The organism is Microcella sp., from assembly GCF_019739195.1.
Taxonomy (GTDB): Bacteria; Actinomycetota; Actinomycetes; order Actinomycetales; family Microbacteriaceae; genus Microcella.
This window is the reverse complement of record NZ_JAHHDS010000003.1, coordinates 2,480,051-2,495,954: the sequence shown is the minus strand read 5'-3', so window position 1 is coordinate 2,495,954 and position 15,904 is coordinate 2,480,051. Positions and strand designations below refer to the sequence as shown.

The 15,904-nt window shown below is 69.2% G+C and carries 15 protein-coding genes and 2 tRNA genes; 8 read left to right on the top strand and 9 right to left on the bottom strand.

Translation table 11 applies throughout. From position 1 onward, the window contains the following. Positions 1–22: 22 nt before the first annotated feature. Both KL788_RS13760 and KL788_RS13755 read right to left on the bottom strand, forming a co-directional pair. Positions 23–1,417 carry a pyridoxal phosphate-dependent decarboxylase family protein gene (locus KL788_RS13760; RefSeq protein WP_293172940.1) on the bottom strand — a complete coding sequence of 465 codons (1,395 nt, stop codon included), beginning with the start codon at positions 1,415–1,417 and terminating at the stop codon, positions 23–25. 68 nt (positions 1,418–1,485) lie between these two features. Further along, entirely contained in the window at positions 1,486–3,009 is a 1,524-nt protein-coding gene (locus tag KL788_RS13755; protein WP_293172937.1) for a choice-of-anchor Q domain-containing protein, read from the bottom strand. 118 nt (positions 3,010–3,127) lie between these two features. On the opposite strand from KL788_RS13755, the gene KL788_RS13750 reads away from it, so the two are divergent. Further along, positions 3,128–4,579, top strand: coding sequence for a class I adenylate-forming enzyme family protein (locus KL788_RS13750; protein ID WP_293172934.1), 1,452 nt, complete (start codon positions 3,128–3,130; stop codon positions 4,577–4,579). 12 nt (positions 4,580–4,591) lie between these two features. Here the strand turns inward: KL788_RS13750 and KL788_RS13745 are convergent, their stop codons facing one another. From KL788_RS13745 to KL788_RS13735, 3 genes are all read right to left on the bottom strand, one after another. Then, positions 4,592–5,644 carry a serine hydrolase domain-containing protein gene (locus tag KL788_RS13745; protein ID WP_293172931.1) on the bottom strand — a complete coding sequence of 351 codons (1,053 nt, stop codon included), beginning with the start codon at positions 5,642–5,644 and terminating at the stop codon, positions 4,592–4,594. A gap of 25 nt (positions 5,645–5,669) precedes the next feature. Continuing rightward, positions 5,670–6,662, bottom strand: a complete 993-nt coding sequence (locus KL788_RS13740; protein ID WP_293172928.1) for an alpha/beta fold hydrolase — start codon at positions 6,660–6,662, stop codon at positions 5,670–5,672. Between the two features lie 14 nt (positions 6,663–6,676). Continuing rightward, a tRNA-Arg gene (locus tag KL788_RS13735) sits at positions 6,677–6,749 on the bottom strand. Between the two features lie 211 nt (positions 6,750–6,960). On the opposite strand from KL788_RS13735, the gene KL788_RS13730 reads away from it, so the two are divergent. Beyond that, positions 6,961–8,685: a trypsin-like serine protease gene (locus KL788_RS13730; RefSeq protein WP_293172925.1), complete on the top strand. Its 1,725-nt coding sequence runs from the start codon at positions 6,961–6,963 to the stop codon at positions 8,683–8,685. 9 nt (positions 8,686–8,694) lie between these two features. Here KL788_RS13730 and KL788_RS13725 read toward each other — a convergent pair whose 3' ends face one another. Then, positions 8,695–8,958 (bottom strand): glutaredoxin family protein, encoded by a 264-nt coding sequence (locus KL788_RS13725; RefSeq protein ID WP_293172922.1) that lies wholly within the window; start codon positions 8,956–8,958, stop codon positions 8,695–8,697. A 69-nt stretch (positions 8,959–9,027) separates the two neighbouring features. Here KL788_RS13725 and orn point away from each other — a divergent pair, with 69 nt between their 5' ends. The 6 genes from orn (at position 9,028) to KL788_RS13695 (ending at position 12,265) form a co-directional block, all read left to right on the top strand. Next, positions 9,028–9,648 (top strand): oligoribonuclease, encoded by a 621-nt coding sequence (gene orn, locus KL788_RS13720; RefSeq protein ID WP_293172919.1) that lies wholly within the window; start codon positions 9,028–9,030, stop codon positions 9,646–9,648. 38 nt (positions 9,649–9,686) lie between these two features. Further along, positions 9,687–9,762 (top strand) — tRNA-His (locus tag KL788_RS13715). 85 nt (positions 9,763–9,847) lie between these two features. Further along, positions 9,848–10,153, top strand: a complete 306-nt coding sequence (clpS, locus tag KL788_RS13710; RefSeq protein WP_293172917.1) for an ATP-dependent Clp protease adapter ClpS — start codon at positions 9,848–9,850, stop codon at positions 10,151–10,153. Then, positions 10,150–10,683, top strand: a complete 534-nt coding sequence (locus KL788_RS13705; protein WP_293172914.1) for a DUF2017 family protein — start codon at positions 10,150–10,152, stop codon at positions 10,681–10,683. Before clpS ends, KL788_RS13705 begins: the two co-directional genes overlap by 4 nt. Next, positions 10,680–11,054 (top strand): metallopeptidase family protein, encoded by a 375-nt coding sequence (locus KL788_RS13700; RefSeq protein WP_293172911.1) that lies wholly within the window; start codon positions 10,680–10,682, stop codon positions 11,052–11,054. The genes KL788_RS13705 and KL788_RS13700 overlap by 4 nt, the downstream gene beginning before the upstream one ends. After that, complete coding sequence (locus tag KL788_RS13695; protein WP_293172908.1) at positions 11,051–12,265, top strand: hypothetical protein; 1,215 nt, start codon at positions 11,051–11,053, stop codon at positions 12,263–12,265. Before KL788_RS13700 ends, KL788_RS13695 begins: the two co-directional genes overlap by 4 nt. 6 nt (positions 12,266–12,271) lie before the next feature. Here KL788_RS13695 and KL788_RS13690 read toward each other — a convergent pair whose 3' ends face one another. From KL788_RS13690 to KL788_RS13680, 3 genes are read right to left on the bottom strand one after another with little or no spacing between them, the layout of a single operon-like run. Further along, positions 12,272–12,757: an ATP-binding protein gene (locus tag KL788_RS13690; protein WP_293172905.1), complete on the bottom strand. Its 486-nt coding sequence runs from the start codon at positions 12,755–12,757 to the stop codon at positions 12,272–12,274. Next, positions 12,750–15,209 (bottom strand): ATP-binding cassette domain-containing protein, encoded by a 2,460-nt coding sequence (locus KL788_RS13685; protein ID WP_293172901.1) that lies wholly within the window; start codon positions 15,207–15,209, stop codon positions 12,750–12,752. Before KL788_RS13685 ends, KL788_RS13690 begins: the two co-directional genes overlap by 8 nt. Then, positions 15,206–15,904, bottom strand: coding sequence for an ECF transporter S component (locus KL788_RS13680; RefSeq protein ID WP_293172898.1), 699 nt, complete (start codon positions 15,902–15,904; stop codon positions 15,206–15,208). Before KL788_RS13680 ends, KL788_RS13685 begins: the two co-directional genes overlap by 4 nt.

Sequence of the window (15,904 nt, the reverse complement as noted above, 5' to 3'; positions counted from 1 at the left end):
GCGCGCTCAGCGAGCATCGCGCTCAGTGCGTCGCCTCGTACGCCCGGCGCGACCACATTGACACGTGGTGGTGCATCTCAGGAATCAGCGGCTCGTGCTCGGGCTTCATGAGCACGCTGCGCATGATGCGCGCGCGCTCGGCATCCTGCTCGAGCTCGATGCCGCGGGCCTGTAGCTGGGCAGGTGTGACGACGTAGGTCGCCAAGTGTGTTTGCTGCGGGCGCGTCGTGTCGGCGGCCATCTCGAAGATCGCATGGCTCACCCTGTCGAGCTCAGCCATGGTGCGCACGCGCGGCAGGTACGTGATGATGTCGAGCTCGGGCCGCTGGTAGGGCTGCAAGATGTCGCTCTCGGCGATGAGCCCGTGCCAGGTCTGGGCGGCCCGGTAGCCGGGCAGCACGATGGCCCCGAGCCCCTGCATCGTGAGCGGAAAGACCTTGAGCGTGGCCCACAGCGCCGCCGCGCTCGCGCCCGCGCGTGAGCACTCGAGCTGTATCTCGCCGAAGTGCCGCTCGGTGCTCGCGAAGTAGGTGTAGGGCGACTCGTGGTGGTAGTACCGCAGAATCGACTGGTCGTTGAACAGCACCGCCCCGCAGCCGTAGGGCTGCAACCCGTGCTTGTGCGGGTCGACCACGACCGAGTCTGCCTGAGCGATAGCGCGGAAGTGGCGGGCGGTCTCAGTGTCGAGCTCGTCGGCGATGATCGAGAAGAAACCTCCGTACGCGGTGTCGACGTGCACGCGCGCGCCGTGCTCGCGAGCGAGCGGGATGATCTCCGCGAGCGGGTCGACGGCGCCGAGCCCCGTCGTGCCGAGGGTCGCGACGACGACGCCGATGCGGCCGGTGGCGAGCTCGCGCTCGAGAGCGTCGAGACTCATGCGCCCGTCGGCCTCCGTCGCGATTCCCACCGTGTCGATGCCGAGCACCTCGCCCATGCGCGAGTGCGTGTAGTGGGCATCCGTCGAATGGGCGATCGCCTTGCCGGGCGCGATCTCGCGACTGACCCACAGGGCCTCGAGGTTCGCCGTGGTGCCGCTCCACGTGAGGTGACCCATATAGTCATCGCCGTAGCCGAACATGGCGGCGAGCTGGTCGAGAACCTCGTGCTCCATGGCCGTGGTCGCACGGCTCGCGTCGATCGAGTGGTTGTTGGGGTTGAGCTGCATCGTCGCGACGTACGCCGCGACGGCCACGGGATGCGGCGGCTTGAGCATCTGGCCCGCGTACTGCGGGTGAAAGTACGGAAAGTCGACGTCGAGGCGCTCGACGAGCTCACCAAGCACCGCCTGAACATGGTCGACATCGACGTGCTGGCTGGGGTGGACGTCCCAGTCGCCGAAGGTCTCTTTGAGGGTCTGGATGCCCTGAATCGGCTGGTCGAGCAGCTCGCTCAGTGACACGGCTCGCTTGTGGCTCACGCCGCACTCCTTTGTGAGGATGGTTGTGCGTGCGAGTCTATCGCGGGGTCGTTCGGGGGCGTACGACCTCAGCCGTCGGTGCGCGAGAGTCGCCGCGTTCCGATGGCGAAGGAAGCACCGATGCCCAGCATCAGCGCTGCGAGGCCGCCGAGCAGGCTTGACGCGGCAGTGTCGGCACCAGTGGCGGCGAGTTCACTGCCAACCTCGGCCTCGCCGAATTCGAACGCTCCCGCATCAGAGCGGCCCTGCCGCTCTTCGCCGCGCTGATCGGTCTCGACCTCAAGGTCGGCCGGCTCGAGCACGGGAATCTCGGCCGACGAGGTGTCGATGTCGCTCCAGCGATCGTCCGCGGGGTCGCTGTCGGTCGGCTCGCTCAAGAACGTCACGGAGGGTGAGGGGCTCGGCTCGAGCGGCGGAACGGCATCGATGGCCGGGCTGCCCGAGACGAGTGCGACCGTCTCGCTCGGCCCGCCGTTGTCGGCCGCGCTCGGGGTGCTCGAGCCGAAGATCTGCGCCATCGTCAGGCCGAAGAGGGTGCTCTCATCGGGGTCGGGCAGGTTGTCGATCTCTTGCGCTTCTGTAGTCGTGAACAGGTTGCCCGCGAGGTCGACGAAGGCATCGCCGGTGTAGAGGTGATTGGTAGAAGTCGTCGAAGCGAAGATGTTGCCGCGAACCTCCATACCGAACTCACTCGCGATCGAGTCTCCGGTTTCCTCGCCGGGGCCCTCGTCTCCGAAGGCCTCGTTGTTCACGAAGGTGCTGAAGGTCACTCGGCCTTCGGGCGCCTCGATCGCACCGCCGATCACACCCGCGGTGTTGCCGACGAAGGTCGAGTTCGTGATGTCGACGTAGTCGTAGGCCTGAATCGCGCCGCCCAGATCATCGGCCTCGTTGTCGAGGAAGGTCGACGTCTCGAGCTGAACGACCTCGTACGCCAAGATCGCTCCGCCAGAGCCGGCGGAGATATTACTGTCGAAGGTGCTGCCTTCGCCGAAAACGACCTCGGCCAAGACGGCACCACCGAAGTCGGTCTCTGCTTCATTGCCGACGAACCATGAGTCGATCGTCGCCAGGCCGTAGGCAGAGACCGCGCCGCCGATGTCGGCCACGTTGTCGCGGAACACCGAATTGATCGCGACCACGGCGTAGGCGCTCACGGCACCGCCATCGAAGGCAGAACCGTTCTGGAGCGTCATTCCCTCGAAGATCACGTTCTCGCTGGAATCGGAGTTGACGATCTGCGTGACGCCACCGCCGTCGAGAACGGCACCGGTGAACGAGGCGAACGTGACCTCTTGGTCGACCAAGAGCGTCGACGAGATGTCGAACGTGCCGTTGAGGCAGATGAGCGGCGCGCCATCGTCGAGAAGTGCCTGAATGTCGGCGTTGTCGTCGGCGGGCGCCGTGAGCGTATTGTCGTTCGCCGTGCCGTCGTCGACGCAGTCAGAGGGCTCGGCCGCATAGACGGGTGCGGCGGCGAGAGCGCCGCCGCTCGCGAGCAGGCCGCCCAGGGCGACGAACGAACCGGCGCGCCGCATGCGGCGGACTCGGAACGCACTACCGGTCAACTGCTCAGCGTCAATGGCGGCCATCGGGAGACTCCTCGGGGTGGGATGTCGTGCACGCGCGGACGCGCATAGCGCGACGCGAGGTCGAGACAGAGCCTACAGTGAGGATGCTTCTGCATGAAGGACTTTCGAGGAGGAACCTGTGGTCACGTCGATCGTCTCGCTGCCCGCGCGGCACGCCGCCGAAAGGCCCGGCGAGCTCGCGCTCGTGAGCATCGACCGCGCCTGGACCTTCGCCGAGCTCGACGCGGCGGTCGCGGGCATCGCCGCGCGACTTCACGAAGCAGGAGTTCGACCGCGCAACGTGGTCGCGACTGACCTTCCCGCCGCTCTCGACTGGCTCGTGGGCCTTGCTCTGCTGCGGCTGGCGTCACGCGGACTGTCGCTCAACGGCATGACCACCGCACCGAGCACCGCGGTCGACGTGCTCGTGACGCGGCCAGGAGCCCGACTCGTGCCGAGCAGCCTCGTGGTCGAGGTCGACGAGTTCTGGGTGGCGGGCGGCCTTGAGCGAGCATCCGAGGCCCCGATGTTCGCGTATGCCCGGCCCGACTCGATCTGCCGCCTCATTCTCACGAGTGGCACTACCGGAGCACCGCGCGCTGCCGCGCTCACGGTGCAGGCGGTAGAGCATCGCCTCGCGCACCTGCACCACTACTGGAGTGACGAACGGCGCGAGCTCGAGCTGATGTCGCTCTCGACGACAGGCGGCTTCCACTCTGCGCTCGCGGCCCTTCAGCACGGTGTGCCCTACCTGGCGGTCGATCACATCAACGCGGCGTCGCTGCGACTCGCGGCCGAGCACGGAGTGCGCGTGCTGTGCGGGTCGCCCGTCCACCTTGGCACGGCGCTGCGCGTGCTCGCCGAGCACGACATCGCCCTGCCCACGCTCGACGAAGTGCGTGTGGCGGGTGCGGCCGCGAGCGACTCGCTGCTGCGGGCGATCGAGCAGCAACTGGGCGTGCCGGTGCGCGGCGTCTACGGGTCCACGGAGGGCGGTGGCGCGGCGATGCGGATGCTCGCGAGCGGTGACGACGCGGCCGCAGTCGGCGCGCCGCTGCCGGGGGTCGAGCTACAGATCGTCGACGACGCCGACAAGCCGGTCGCGGCCGGCGTCGACGGGTTCGTGCGCTATCGCGGACGCGGACTCGCGGCGGGGTATCTCGAGCACGGTGAGCTCGTCGAGGGCGACGTGCACGGGGGCTGGTTCTACCCGGGCGACACCGGCACGCTGCGCGACGGCCAGCTCGAGCTCGGCGGTCGAAAGAGCGAGGTGCTCAACCTCGGCGGCACCAAGGTCGACCCTGAGCGCATCGACGAGATCGCCCGCGAGTTCGTCGGCGTGCGCGATGCGGCCGCCTACCCGATCGAGCGACGACCGGGCATCGTCGAGATCGGTCTCGCGGTGGTTGCTGAGCCGCACTGCGACCTGCGCGCCCTCGATGCGCACTTGCGAAAGGTGCTTCCCGGTAGGTTTCCGACCGTCTTCGGCCGCGTCGCCGAAGTGCCGCGCAACCGCATGGGCAAAGTGCAGCGGCATCTGCTCACCACCGAATTCGCCCGGCGGTTCGCTGTGCCCGACGCGCCGCGCTGACGGCGGGTCGGTCTATCGACCGCGCGAGGCGCGCAGTGCCCCGAGCAGCAGCCGGAACGACAGCCGCGGCTCGGCGAGCTGATTGATCGTGCAGACGGCGTAGAGCCCGCTCACCGGGTCGGCGAACATCACGTGCCCGGTCATGCCGGCGTGGCCGTAGAGCAGCCCGGGCTTCGGCAGCCGGGTCAGCAGACGCGGCAGGCTCAGCGCCATGATGCCGACGCCATAGGTCACCCGCGGAAACAGCGGCAGGCGGTCGCTCAGCGCACGATCGAGCGTGGCCGGATCGAGCGCCTCACCCTCGAAGACCGCTCGCAAGAATCGCATCGTGTCAGCCGTGCTGGAGACGAGAGCGCCCTCCGCGCCCAATGAGCCCAAGCGGCGAGCGCCGCGGTATGACTGCGTGCCGTAGAGCAGCGGCGATGCGGCGTCGAAGTACTCGGTCGATTCGCGCGTCATCAGCGCCGTGTCACGCAGCCCGAGCGGCACGAACAGCTCGCGCTCGAGGGCGTCGGCGAGCGAGCATCCGTACAGGGTCTCGATGAGGCGCCCGACGAGCTGATAGTTCGTGAAGCTGTACTCGGCGCGGCCCGAGTGCGGGGCGAAGGCGGCGGTCATGCCGCGAGCGACCTCGAGGGTGTCGGCGTAGCTCCACCCGGGGTCGGTCTCCGTCAGCGCCGCGATATCGCTCTGCGGCTCGAGCGCCTTCGTCGCGTAGTAGTTCGGAATGCCCGAGGTGTGCGCGAGCACGTCGCGCACGGTGATCTCATCGGCGTGATCGACGTCGCCGAAGCGGTTGAGCCCGACCAGATCATCGCGGGGCAGGATGCTCACGAGCGGCTGCTCGAGCGTCAGGTCGCCTGCGGCGACCTTGCGCAGCACGAGCACGGCGGCGAAGGTCTTGGTGCTGCTCGCGATCGCGTGCGTCGCCCGTGAACCGGGCGCCGCCCAGCTGTAGTCGATCGTGCCCGCGCGATCGCCGACTCGCAGCTGCAGCTCGCTCACCCGCTGGTCGCGGCTGAGCTTCTCGCACACCCGATCAAAGCGCTGCTCGTGGGTGGTCATGGTGCGAGGGTAGCGTCGGACGTGCTCAGCGACCGGTTCGCTCGAGCCAGTCGAGCAGAGCCGCGACGAACTGCTCGGGCCTTTCTTCGTGCGGAAGGTGACCCGCTTCGTCGATGACGACGAGCTCTGGCCGGTTGATCGCACCCCCCAACTCGGTCGCGAGGCGCTCGGTATCGTCGGTCGGCACGACTGTGTCAGCATCGCCCGTGATGAGCAGGGTCGGCTGCGAGATCGACGCCACCTGAGCGAGAAGGTCGTTGTCGCGCGGCGCTGTCGTGAAGCGCCAGAAAGCTTGCTCCCAACCGATGACCGTCAGCGGTGCGCGATAGCCCTGTCGCACCTCGTCGGTCAGCAGCGACTGGTCGACGAAGCTCTGCACGAGCAGTTGCTCACCTGATGTCGCGATGCCCTGCACCAGCATCGGGCCCAGTCGCTCGATCTGCGGCAGGCCGAGCATAGGGGCGAGCCAGGCGGGCACCCCGCCGGTCGAATAGACGGCGGGAGCGACGAGCACGAGCTGATCGATGATCTCGGGGTTGAGTCGCGCATACTCAGCGGCGAGGAGACCCCCGGCAGAGTGGCCCACCAGTATGACGTCGCGATCGGGGGCGAGGTCGGTGAGCAGGGCGTCCAGCAGCGCCAGGTTGCCGGGCGTGCCGTAGGGGTTCTCCCCTGACCACTCGGTCGGCCTCTCGGTGAATCCGAAAGCGGGGCGGTCGTAGGCGATGACGTCACCCGCCTCGGCCAGCGGCTCGATCACTTCACGCCACGAGAAGGTGCTCGCACCGAAACCGTGCATCAGGACGATGAGCGGGGGTTGAGCATCACCCCCGGTGTAGTTGGCGGTCTCCACGTGCACCTGGAGCCCACTCGCGGCCAGAAACCGCGCATCGTCGCCCGCTGCCTCGGTCGCGGTGAGCGTGCCACTGGACTCGAACGGAATCAGGAACGGCACGATGAGGAAGGCGAGCACGCCGCTTGCCAGAGCGATCAGCATGATGCGTCGAAACCGCCTCATGGCTGGAGAGTACGCCCCCCCGGCAGGAATCGAACCTGCGACCAAGAGATTAGAAGGCTCTTGCTCTATCCACTGAGCTACGGAGGGATGCCTCAAGGGTATCGGAGGGGGGCAACGGCAGCGCCCCGCGCCTCCCCCCGAACGGGTCTCGACCTCCCCCTATCGGTGAGGGGTGCTCAGAGGTTACGGTGAGCAAGCAGATCTCATCTTCTTGCGCTTCTGCACATTCCTCTCGACAGAAAGTTGTGCCACTGTGCCCGTTGCACCCCCTCGCCCGAGCCGTTGGTCGCGCCCTGCAGTGACGTTCGTCGCCACCGTGGCCGTCGTTGCCTCGCTCGCCGTCGCGCCTGCCGCCACCGCTGCCAGCACCGACGATGTTTTCGACCCGTCGATCATCGGCGGCACCGCCATCTCTATCGATCAAGCGCCTTGGCAGGTCGGCCTCGTCTTCTCGGACGCGTCGAATGACTACCTGGGGCAGTACTGCGGCGGCTCGATCGTGTCGTCGTGGGAAATCGTGACGGCCGCGCACTGCGTGGTCTTTGAAGGCTCGGTGCTCGCGCCGTCTGACATTCGGGTCATGACGGGCAGGGCGACTCTCAGCACCTCGGCACGCACCGGAGTGTCAGTGCAGTCGATCACCGTGCACCCCGGGTTCGATGAATCGACCTATGAGTCCGACGTCGCCGTGCTGCGTCTGGCCGAACCGATCGCTCTGACGCCGGGCGTGCAGCAAGCGATCCCGCTGCAGCAGTCAGTGGTCGGTGACGGCGTCGCGGCGCGCGTCACCGGCTGGGGCAACACCTCGACGACCGGTTCAGACTTTCCGACCCAGCTGAGGCAAGCCACCGTCAACACGGTGTCAGACGCATCGTGCGATACCGCGTACGCCGCCGAAGAGTTCACTGCGTCGACGATGCTCTGTGCCGTCGGCCCCGGCTTTACGACCGACACCTGCCAGGGCGACAGCGGCGGGCCGCTCGCCGTGCAATCGGGCGGCACCTGGTACCTCGCCGGCATCACGAGCTGGGGATACGACTGCGCCGACTCGCCCTACCCAGGCGTGTACACCGAGGTCTCGGCTTTCACCACGTGGATCAACGACCAGCTGCTCGGCTCCCCACAGGTCGCCCGCATTGCCGGCTCGAGCCGGTACACCACGGCGATTGCGATCTCGACGGCAGCATTCCCCGATCCCGTCTCGAGCGTGCCGGTCGTGCTTGTCGCATCCGGAACGAACTTCCCCGACGCTCTGAGTGCCGGACCGGTGGCCGCAGCTCTCGGCGGACCTCTGCTGCTCACGAACCCGACAAGCCTGCCGACCGAAGTCATCGCAGAGATCAATAGGCTCAACCCCGACGAGATCATCGTGGTCGGCGGCACCGGTTCAGTGTCGGCATCGGTCTACACCGCTCTCAGTGGCTTGGCACCCTCGATCAAGCGCGTCGGCGGCGCCGATCGGTACGCCACGTCACGCTTGATCACTCTCGAGGGCTTCCCCTCGGCGACCACCGCCTTCGTGGCCGACGGCCGCGGGTTTCCCGACGCGCTCGCAGCAGGCGCCGCGGCTGGAGCTTTCGGAGCACCCGTGGTGCTCGTACCCGGAGACGCCCCAGTCGTTCCGATCGACACGATGGTCTTCTTGAACTCGCTGGGCGTGAACGCCATCTACGTGGCGGGCGGACCAGGTGTCGTCTCGAACTTCGTGGTGTCGGCGCTCAACAACACGGCACCGACCACACGGCTGGCGGGTGCCGATCGTATCGCCACGGCGGTCGCCGTCAACGCGCTCGCCTTCTCGTCGAGCGAGTACGTCTATCTCACGAACGCGTTCTCGTTTCCGGATGCTCTTGCCGGAGGTGTGCTCGCCACTCGTGAGCCTGGTCCGCTCTTCACCGTGCCCGCGACGTGCGTGCCGGCCGCCGTGCTGTCGGCGATCGACGCGCTCGGGGCCAACGAAGTGCGCCTACTCGGCGGCACGGGAATCGTGACGGTCGGGGTGGCGGCTCTGCGCACCTGCTGACGAGAGCGATCAGTCGACGGTACTCGCTAAGGCGGTGAGCAGGCGCTGCAGAGTGGGCACTCCGCTCGCCCGCAGCACCTCGGCACCGTCGGCGCTGTAGATGATCGTTGTCGGAGTGCTCGTGAGTCCCAAGTCGGCGGCGCGGGCCTGATGCGCGGCGACGTCGCGCTCGGTGACCTCGAGGGCGGGCACGAGCCGTTGCGCTTCGGCGACGACCTCGCGCGCCCGATGACACGGGTCGCAGAAGGCGGAGGTGTAGAGGTCAAGGCGCACACCCCCAGGCTACGCGGGTCGCCTGAGCGCGCGACAAAGGGGATCAGAGCGCCTGGATAGACTGCACCGGTGAGTTCAACGACCGATCGTCTCGTCTGGATCGACTGCGAGATGACCGGTCTCGATGTTGAGGTCGACGACCTCATTGAGGTCGCCGTCGTCATCACCGACTACGAACTCGAGCCCGTGCATCCGGGTTTCCAGATTGTCATCGCGCCCACCGAGGCTGGCTTGGCGAACATGGGCGAGTTCGTGACGGCCATGCACGAGTCGAGCGGACTGCTGGCTGAGCTCGCCGAGGGAGTGCCGCTCAAGGATGCTGAGCAGCAGGTGCTCGCCTACATCGCGGAGCACGTGCCGACAGCCGGGCAGGCGCCCCTCGCTGGCAACACGATCGGCACCGACCGCGCGTTCATCACGAAGTACATGCCGACTGTCGACGCGCACCTGCACTACCGCTCGGTTGACGTGTCGAGCATCAAAGAGCTCGTGCGGCGCTGGTTTCCGCGCGTCTACTTCAATGCGCCGCCCAAAAACGGCGGGCACCGGGCTCTCGCCGACATTCTCGAGTCGATTCGCGAGCTCGAGTACTACCGCCGCGCGGGGTTCACGGGCGAACCCGGGCCGAGTTCTGACGACGCGCAGCTGATCGCATCAGAGGTCATTGCCAAGTGGGAGTCTCGGCTGTAATAGACTGTCGTGTCGGCTCTCGCGAGAGGGCTTGCATGGTGGGTATAGCTCAGCTGGCAGAGCGCCTGGTTGTGGTCCAGGAGGTCGCGGGTTCAAGCCCCGTTACTCACCCCAATTCGTATTTATCCCACGACGCTGTATCTGGTGCCGGTCGGCCTGTTCTGCGCGGCGATTCAGCGTCGACCGGCAGACTGGCCGTGTGACTCCCCCGGCCGCGGCTTCGCCTCAGCTCGACGAGAAACTCGTCGAGCTGCCGGTGCACGCCGCCGAAGTGCCGTGGCAGATCGTCGTGTGGAACGACCCGGTCAATCTCATGAGTTACGTCTCCTGGGTGTTCCGGCGTCATTTCGGGGTGGATGCTCGCACCGCCGAGCACCTCATGATGCAGGTGCACACCGCGGGGCGCGCGACTCTCGCCGAGGGCAACCGCGAGCACATGGAGCGTCACGCCGAGGCGATGCACGAGTACGGTCTGTGGGCCACCGTCGAGAGGGCGCCACGATGAAAATCAGCGCCGCAGAGCCCGATGACGACGACAGCGTCATCGGCATCGCCGTGGTCGAACCGGCAGAGGCAAGCATTCTCGTCTCGCTCGCCGACCAGCTGCAGGCTTTGCTGGCCGAGTCGCTCGAGTCGCCCGTCGACACCGACTCGGCCGTACTGAGGCTGTTGCCTGACGCCTATCGCTCTGACCCCGAGCTCGCCGACGAGTGGCGCCGGCTGAGCCGCCGGGGTCTCGTCGACCGTAAGATCGGCTTCGCGCACTCGCTCTCGAGCGCGCTCGCCCCCGGCGTCGAGAGCGACGAAGCGCGCACCGTTCGCCTCTCGACAGAGGTCGCACTCGACTGGGTGCGCGGCCTCGGCGATCTGCGCCTCGTCATCGCCGACCGCATGGGCATCGTCGTCGACGGCGACGAAGGCACCTTCGCCGAGCCCGGCCTGCGCGATGTCTACGACCTGCTGGCCTGGATGCAGGACGCTCTCGTGCAGGTGCTCGAGCGCGCAGAGCAGTCGTCGACGTCAGAGTCATCATGACCGACGAGGCGACGGCATCGCCGCTCGAGCTCGACGAGGCCGCGTTCGAAGAACTCGTCGTCGATGAGCTCGACGCCCTGCCCGACGAGATGGTCGAGGGGCTCGAGAACGTCGTCTTCGTGACCGAGGCTCGGCCCGACGACGGCTCACTCGATCTGCTCGGGCTCTACGAGGGCACGGCGCTCACCGATCGCGGGCAATACGGCTTCGGCGAGCTGCCCGACCGCATCATTCTCTACCGCGAGCCCTTACTCGCGATCAGCGCCGACCTCGACGAGCTGCGCGACCAGATTCACGTGACTCTCGTGCACGAGATCGCCCACTTCTACGGAATCGACGACGACGAGCTGCACCGCCTGGGGTGGGCATGAGTCGCGCGCGTCGGGTGCGCGGCATCGTGAGCGGGATGCTCGCTCTGGTCGTCGTCGCTGTGCTCGCCTATGCAGCCGCCGCCATGCTCAGCCCGTTGCCGCGGCTGCACGTCGAGCAGACGCTGAGCTCGGCCGTCGACGGCAGTTGGAGCGAATCGCTCACGCTGCCCGACGCGGGCTCGACGGCCGCTCTCGCCGAGAGCGGCTCCATCGTCGCGAGCGGCAGCACCGAGCCGCGAGCGATCGCGGGCGCCGCCAAACTCGTTCTCGTGAGCGTGGTGCTCGACGCCGAGCCGCTCGCACCGGGTGGAACGGGGCCAGCGATCACGATCGATCAGGCTGCAGTTGACCGGTATCGCGAACTTGATGCCGCCGGCGCCCGCACTGTGCCGGTGCAGTTCGGGCAGACCCTTACCCGCCGAGACCTCATCGCCGCGACCCTGCTCGGCTCGGGCAACAACACGGCGGAGCTGCTCATCGACGCCGTGTTCGGCGGGCTCGACGACTATCTCGAGGCGGCCGCCGCGTGGCTCGACGAGCAGGGGCTCTCGAGCACGACGGTGACCGACGGCACGGGTCTCGACCCCGGCTCGCGCTCGACCGCGAGCGACCTGGCGCGGCTCGGGCAGCTCGCGCTCGCGAATCCCGCCCTCGCCGACCTGCTCGACACCCGCCCGCGCACAACCTCGGCCGGTTCGAGTTTCAGCGACCAGGCCGCGTTTCTTCCCGAGCTCGGCACCGTCGGGCTCGTGCGTTCGTACACCGACGCGGCCGGCGTCTGCGTGCTGCTGGCCGTGCCGATGGGCGACGAGACGATCATCATCGCGATGCTCGGCCAGCCGAGCTACCCTGCCGCTGAATCGGCAGCCAGCGCGCTCGTCGCTGGCCTGCGCGAGGCCGTGCGCGAGGTTGAGGTCGTGGCCGCCGGGGGCGTCGTCGGCGTCGCGCGCTCCGCGTGGGGTCAGTCGACCGACCTGGTGGCGACCGAAGCGATTTCGGTCAGTTCGACCGAACTCGACGGCCTCGGTGTGCGCATCGAGACGGCTTCACGCTCAACGATTTTCCGCGGCGCAGACGCCGGCAGCCTCATCGTCACGGCCGGGGGCGAGCAGCAGACGGCGCGCCTTGAGTCGACGAGCGCCATCACCGAGCCGGGAGTCGCCTGGCGCTTCGCCGACCCCGCCACGGTGTTCGGCCGCTGGTTCGGCTGATCTACCTCAGCCGTCGATCACCTCGTCGGCGGTGCCGCGCGGATCGTGCAGGCGCGCGTGCCACTCCTCCTGCCGCGCCCAGCGCTGCCAGTTGCGCGCGAACTGCTCGCCATCGCGGGCGATCGCGCGACGGCGGCGCTCGTCGTCGGGCAGCTCGAGGTAGACGGCGTGATCGGCCAAGGCCCGTGCTGCAGGGCTGATCGCGCCGCAGCCCTCGACGACGAGCGGGCACATCGGGTCGAGGTCGTGCCATGAGCCGGGGCGAGCATCCGCCCAGTTCCACGACCGCCAGCGAGCGGGCTGCCCGGTCGCGAGCGCACGCAAGACGTGCCGCAGCACGTGGGCCTCGCCGGCCTCGAGGCCGTCCCACCCCGGATACACGTCGTCGAGACTCAGCAGCTGCGCGCCGGTCGAGCGCGCGAGCTCGGTCGCGTAGGTCGTCTTGCCCGAGCCCGACCGCCCGTCGATGAGGGTGATGCGCTCTCTACCCACCGACCACTCCGATCACGGGGTTGAACGTTCCGACGAGCACCGCCGTGGTCACCGCGGCGACCGACACGAGAACGGCGATCGCGACGACAGCGGTGTCGGATGCTCGCCACGGCGACGGCCGAATCCACGTGCGCGGCCCCGGGGCTCCGAACCCGCGCGCCTCCATGCCGATCGCGAGCGCCGACCCCCGGCGGATCGACAGCACGAGTAGCGCGAACACCAGACCCGCGGCACGCCGCACGCGGCCGCGATCGCCGAGGCCGCGCGCGCGACGCGCCCGCTCGAGCAGCCGCGCGTCGTCGCGCAGCACGGTCAACAGTCGCAGGGCTGCGACTCCCCCGAGCACGAAGCGACTGGGCAGGCGCAGGTTCTGACCGAGAGCATCCCCCAGCCGCGTCGCATCGGGCCGCGAGAACAGGGCGATGGCCGGAATCGCGATGGCCAGAATGCGCAGCAGGGTGGCGAGGGCCAGCTCGAGCGAGCCGTCGCTGATGCTCACGAGCCAGAACTCGGCGTAGACCGTGCCGCTCGGCTGGCCGTAGAAGACGATCGTGAGGGCGGCGAACGGGGCCGCGATGAGAATGGGGGCGATGCGCCGCAGCAGCAGACGGGCCGGGATGCCCAAGAAGGGTATGAGCATCAGCTGCAGGCCGAGGGCGACCGCAGCCGACACCACGTCGATCGTCGAGACGAGCAGCAGGGCCGGCACGAGCGAGGCCGCGATCGACGCGACCGGGTTGAGCCGCTCGCCGAGCCTGGTCTGCCCGCGCCTCGCACTCGCGCCCGACGAGCCCGCGCCATCCCCGCCCGCAGTCGCCTCGCCCCCTGTCGCCCCGCCCGCTGTCGCCTCGCCCGCTGTCGCCTCGCCCCGGAGTTCGCCCGGCTCGCGCGGCGTGTCGCCCGCGACACGCCGTGCCGGCTGCGATTCACCGGGTGGTTGCGACACCGCCGGTTGAGGAGCACGTGCTGCCAGGGCGACCTCGCGCGCGCCGAGTGCCTCGACGAGGGCGCGGTCGTGGGTCGCCATGACGACGGCTCCCCCGGCGTCGCGGTGCTCGGCAAGCAGGGTGGCGAGCTCGGCCCAGGTGCGCGAGTCTTGCCCGAACGTGGGCTCGTCGAGCAGCAGCACGGGCGGCGCGGTGGCGAGCGCGGTCGCGACCGAGAGCCGGCGCTGCTCGCCGCCGCTGAGTGAGAAGGGGCTCACGCCCGCGAGCCGGCGCAGCCCGAGCCGGTCGAGCAGCGCGTCGGCCCGGCCCGCCGCAACGTCGGCGCGCAAGGGCGAGTCGTCGAGCGACCCCGCACGCGGTGCGGAGAGCCCACGAGCACGGTCACCGCGGGCGCGAGCGAGCGCCCGCGGCCCGACGGCGAGTTCGTCACGCACGGTGCCCGCGACGAACTGGTGCTCGGGGTTCTGAAACACGACGCCGAAGCGGGCGGCGAGGTCGGACGAGCTCCAGTCGCCAGGCGCGCCCGCCTCAAGCGCCGCGATCGAGCCGGCGGCAGGCGGCAGCAGCCCTGCCAGAGTGAGCAGCAGCGTGCTCTTGCCGCTGCCGTTGGGTCCGGTCAGCGCGACGACCTCGCCCGCGCGCACCTCGAGGTCGAGCCCGAGACTGATCGACTCGCCCCCCGCGGGCTGCACGTCGAGCCCCGCCGTCTGCACGAGCACCTCGCCGAGCGGTGACGAGGCGGCGGGCGGATGCTCGGGCTCACGCCCCGGAACCCACACGCCGCGCGCCGCGAGCTCTGCACCCTGCGCGGCCAGCACCTCGTCGACGGGCCCGTCGGCGACCACACGGCCGCCATCGAGCACGATCACGCGATCGACGAGGGCAGCCCACACGTCCACGCGGTGCTCGACGACCACGAGGGTGAGGCCGCGCTCGCTCACGAGGTCGGCGACCGCCTGGGCGACCTGCTCGACGCCGGCCGGGTCGAGCTGCGCGGTCGGCTCATCGAGCAGCAGGGCCGCGGGCTCGAGCGCGAGCACTCCGGCGAGCGCGAGCCGCTGGCGCTGCCCGCCCGAGAGCCGGGCGCCCTCGGCGTCGGCGGGCAGGTCGAGCCCGACGGCCCGCAGCGACGAGTCGACGCGCTCGACGATCTGCGCGGCCGGCACCCCGAGGTTCTCGGGGCCAAAGGCCACGTCGTCTCGGGCACGGGCGAGCACGAGCTGAGCATCCGGATCCTGCAACAGCAGCCCGACGCGACCGCGCGTCTCAGCCACCGGGCGGTCGTCGACCGTCAGACTGCCGCGCTGATCGCCCTCGTCTGACCCGCCGAGCACGCCCGCCCATGCCTGCAGCAGCGTCGACTTGCCGCTGCCCGAGGCGCCGAGCAGCAGCACGCGCTCGCCCGGAGCGATGCTGAGGTCGACCCCGTCGAGCACGGGCGTCGAGCGGCCCGCGGGGGTCCAGCCCCAGTCGTGCGCCCCGAGCGCTGCGGCCGCGGTCGTCACGAGGTCGATGTGCGCTCCTGCGCCTCGGGGGCCGGGCTGGCCGACGCGGGCGCACCAGCCGCGACCTCGTCGACCTCCGTACGCTGCGCGATCTCGCGACCGGCCGCGAAGCGCGAGAGCGCACCCGTGCGCGCAAGGCCCCGCACGATGAGCCAGCTGCCGAGGCCCGCGATGACGGCGCCCGAGAGCATGGCACTCACGGCATACACGACCATGAACTCGGGTCGTGCGGCGGCGTAGTAGAACGTGAGGTCCATGATCGTGAGGCCGGCTCCCGCGCCCACTCCCGCGAGGATCGCGGGCACGAGGCCCCAGGCGCGGTAGAGCAGAATCGCGAAGACGAGCTCGGCCCCGAGGCCCTGCACGAGACCCCAGGCCAGGGCCGTCCAGCCCCAGAACCCGCCGAGCAGCGCCGAGACGGCGGCTGCGACGAGCTCACCATAGAGGGCTGCGCCGGGCTTGCGCACAATAAGCCCGACGAGCACGGCCGGAAACAGCCAGACCGCGTAGACGAGCGCCTGCAGGCCCGGCAGCACCGCCTCGATCGGCGCGGTGAGCGGCGAGTAGACGAGGTTCCACAGTGTGAAGACGAGCCCGCCGCCGACGCCGAGCACGCTCGCGATGACGATGTCGACGACGCGCCAGCGCATGCTCGGGCGCGCGGCGTGGGTGGAGGGGGATGCGGTGCTGGTCAT

Excerpts from the sequence above, each read along its gene's own strand:
- KL788_RS13700 (WP_293172911.1), top strand. The coding sequence starts at position 10,680 with ATGACCGACGAGGCGACGGCATCGCCGCTCGAGCTCGACGAGGCCGCG.
- KL788_RS13680 (WP_293172898.1), bottom strand. The coding sequence starts at position 15,904 with ATGACCAGCACCGCATCCCCCTCCACCCACGCCGCGCGCCCGAGCATG.
- KL788_RS13755 (WP_293172937.1), bottom strand. The coding sequence starts at position 3,009 with ATGGCCGCCATTGACGCTGAGCAGTTGACCGGTAGTGCGTTCCGAGTC.
- KL788_RS13745 (WP_293172931.1), bottom strand. The coding sequence starts at position 5,644 with ATGACCACCCACGAGCAGCGCTTTGATCGGGTGTGCGAGAAGCTCAGC.
- KL788_RS13695 (WP_293172908.1), top strand. The coding sequence starts at position 11,051 with ATGAGTCGCGCGCGTCGGGTGCGCGGCATCGTGAGCGGGATGCTCGCT.
- KL788_RS13740 (WP_293172928.1), bottom strand. The coding sequence starts at position 6,662 with ATGAGGCGGTTTCGACGCATCATGCTGATCGCTCTGGCAAGCGGCGTG.
- KL788_RS13705 (WP_293172914.1), top strand. The coding sequence starts at position 10,150 with ATGAAAATCAGCGCCGCAGAGCCCGATGACGACGACAGCGTCATCGGC.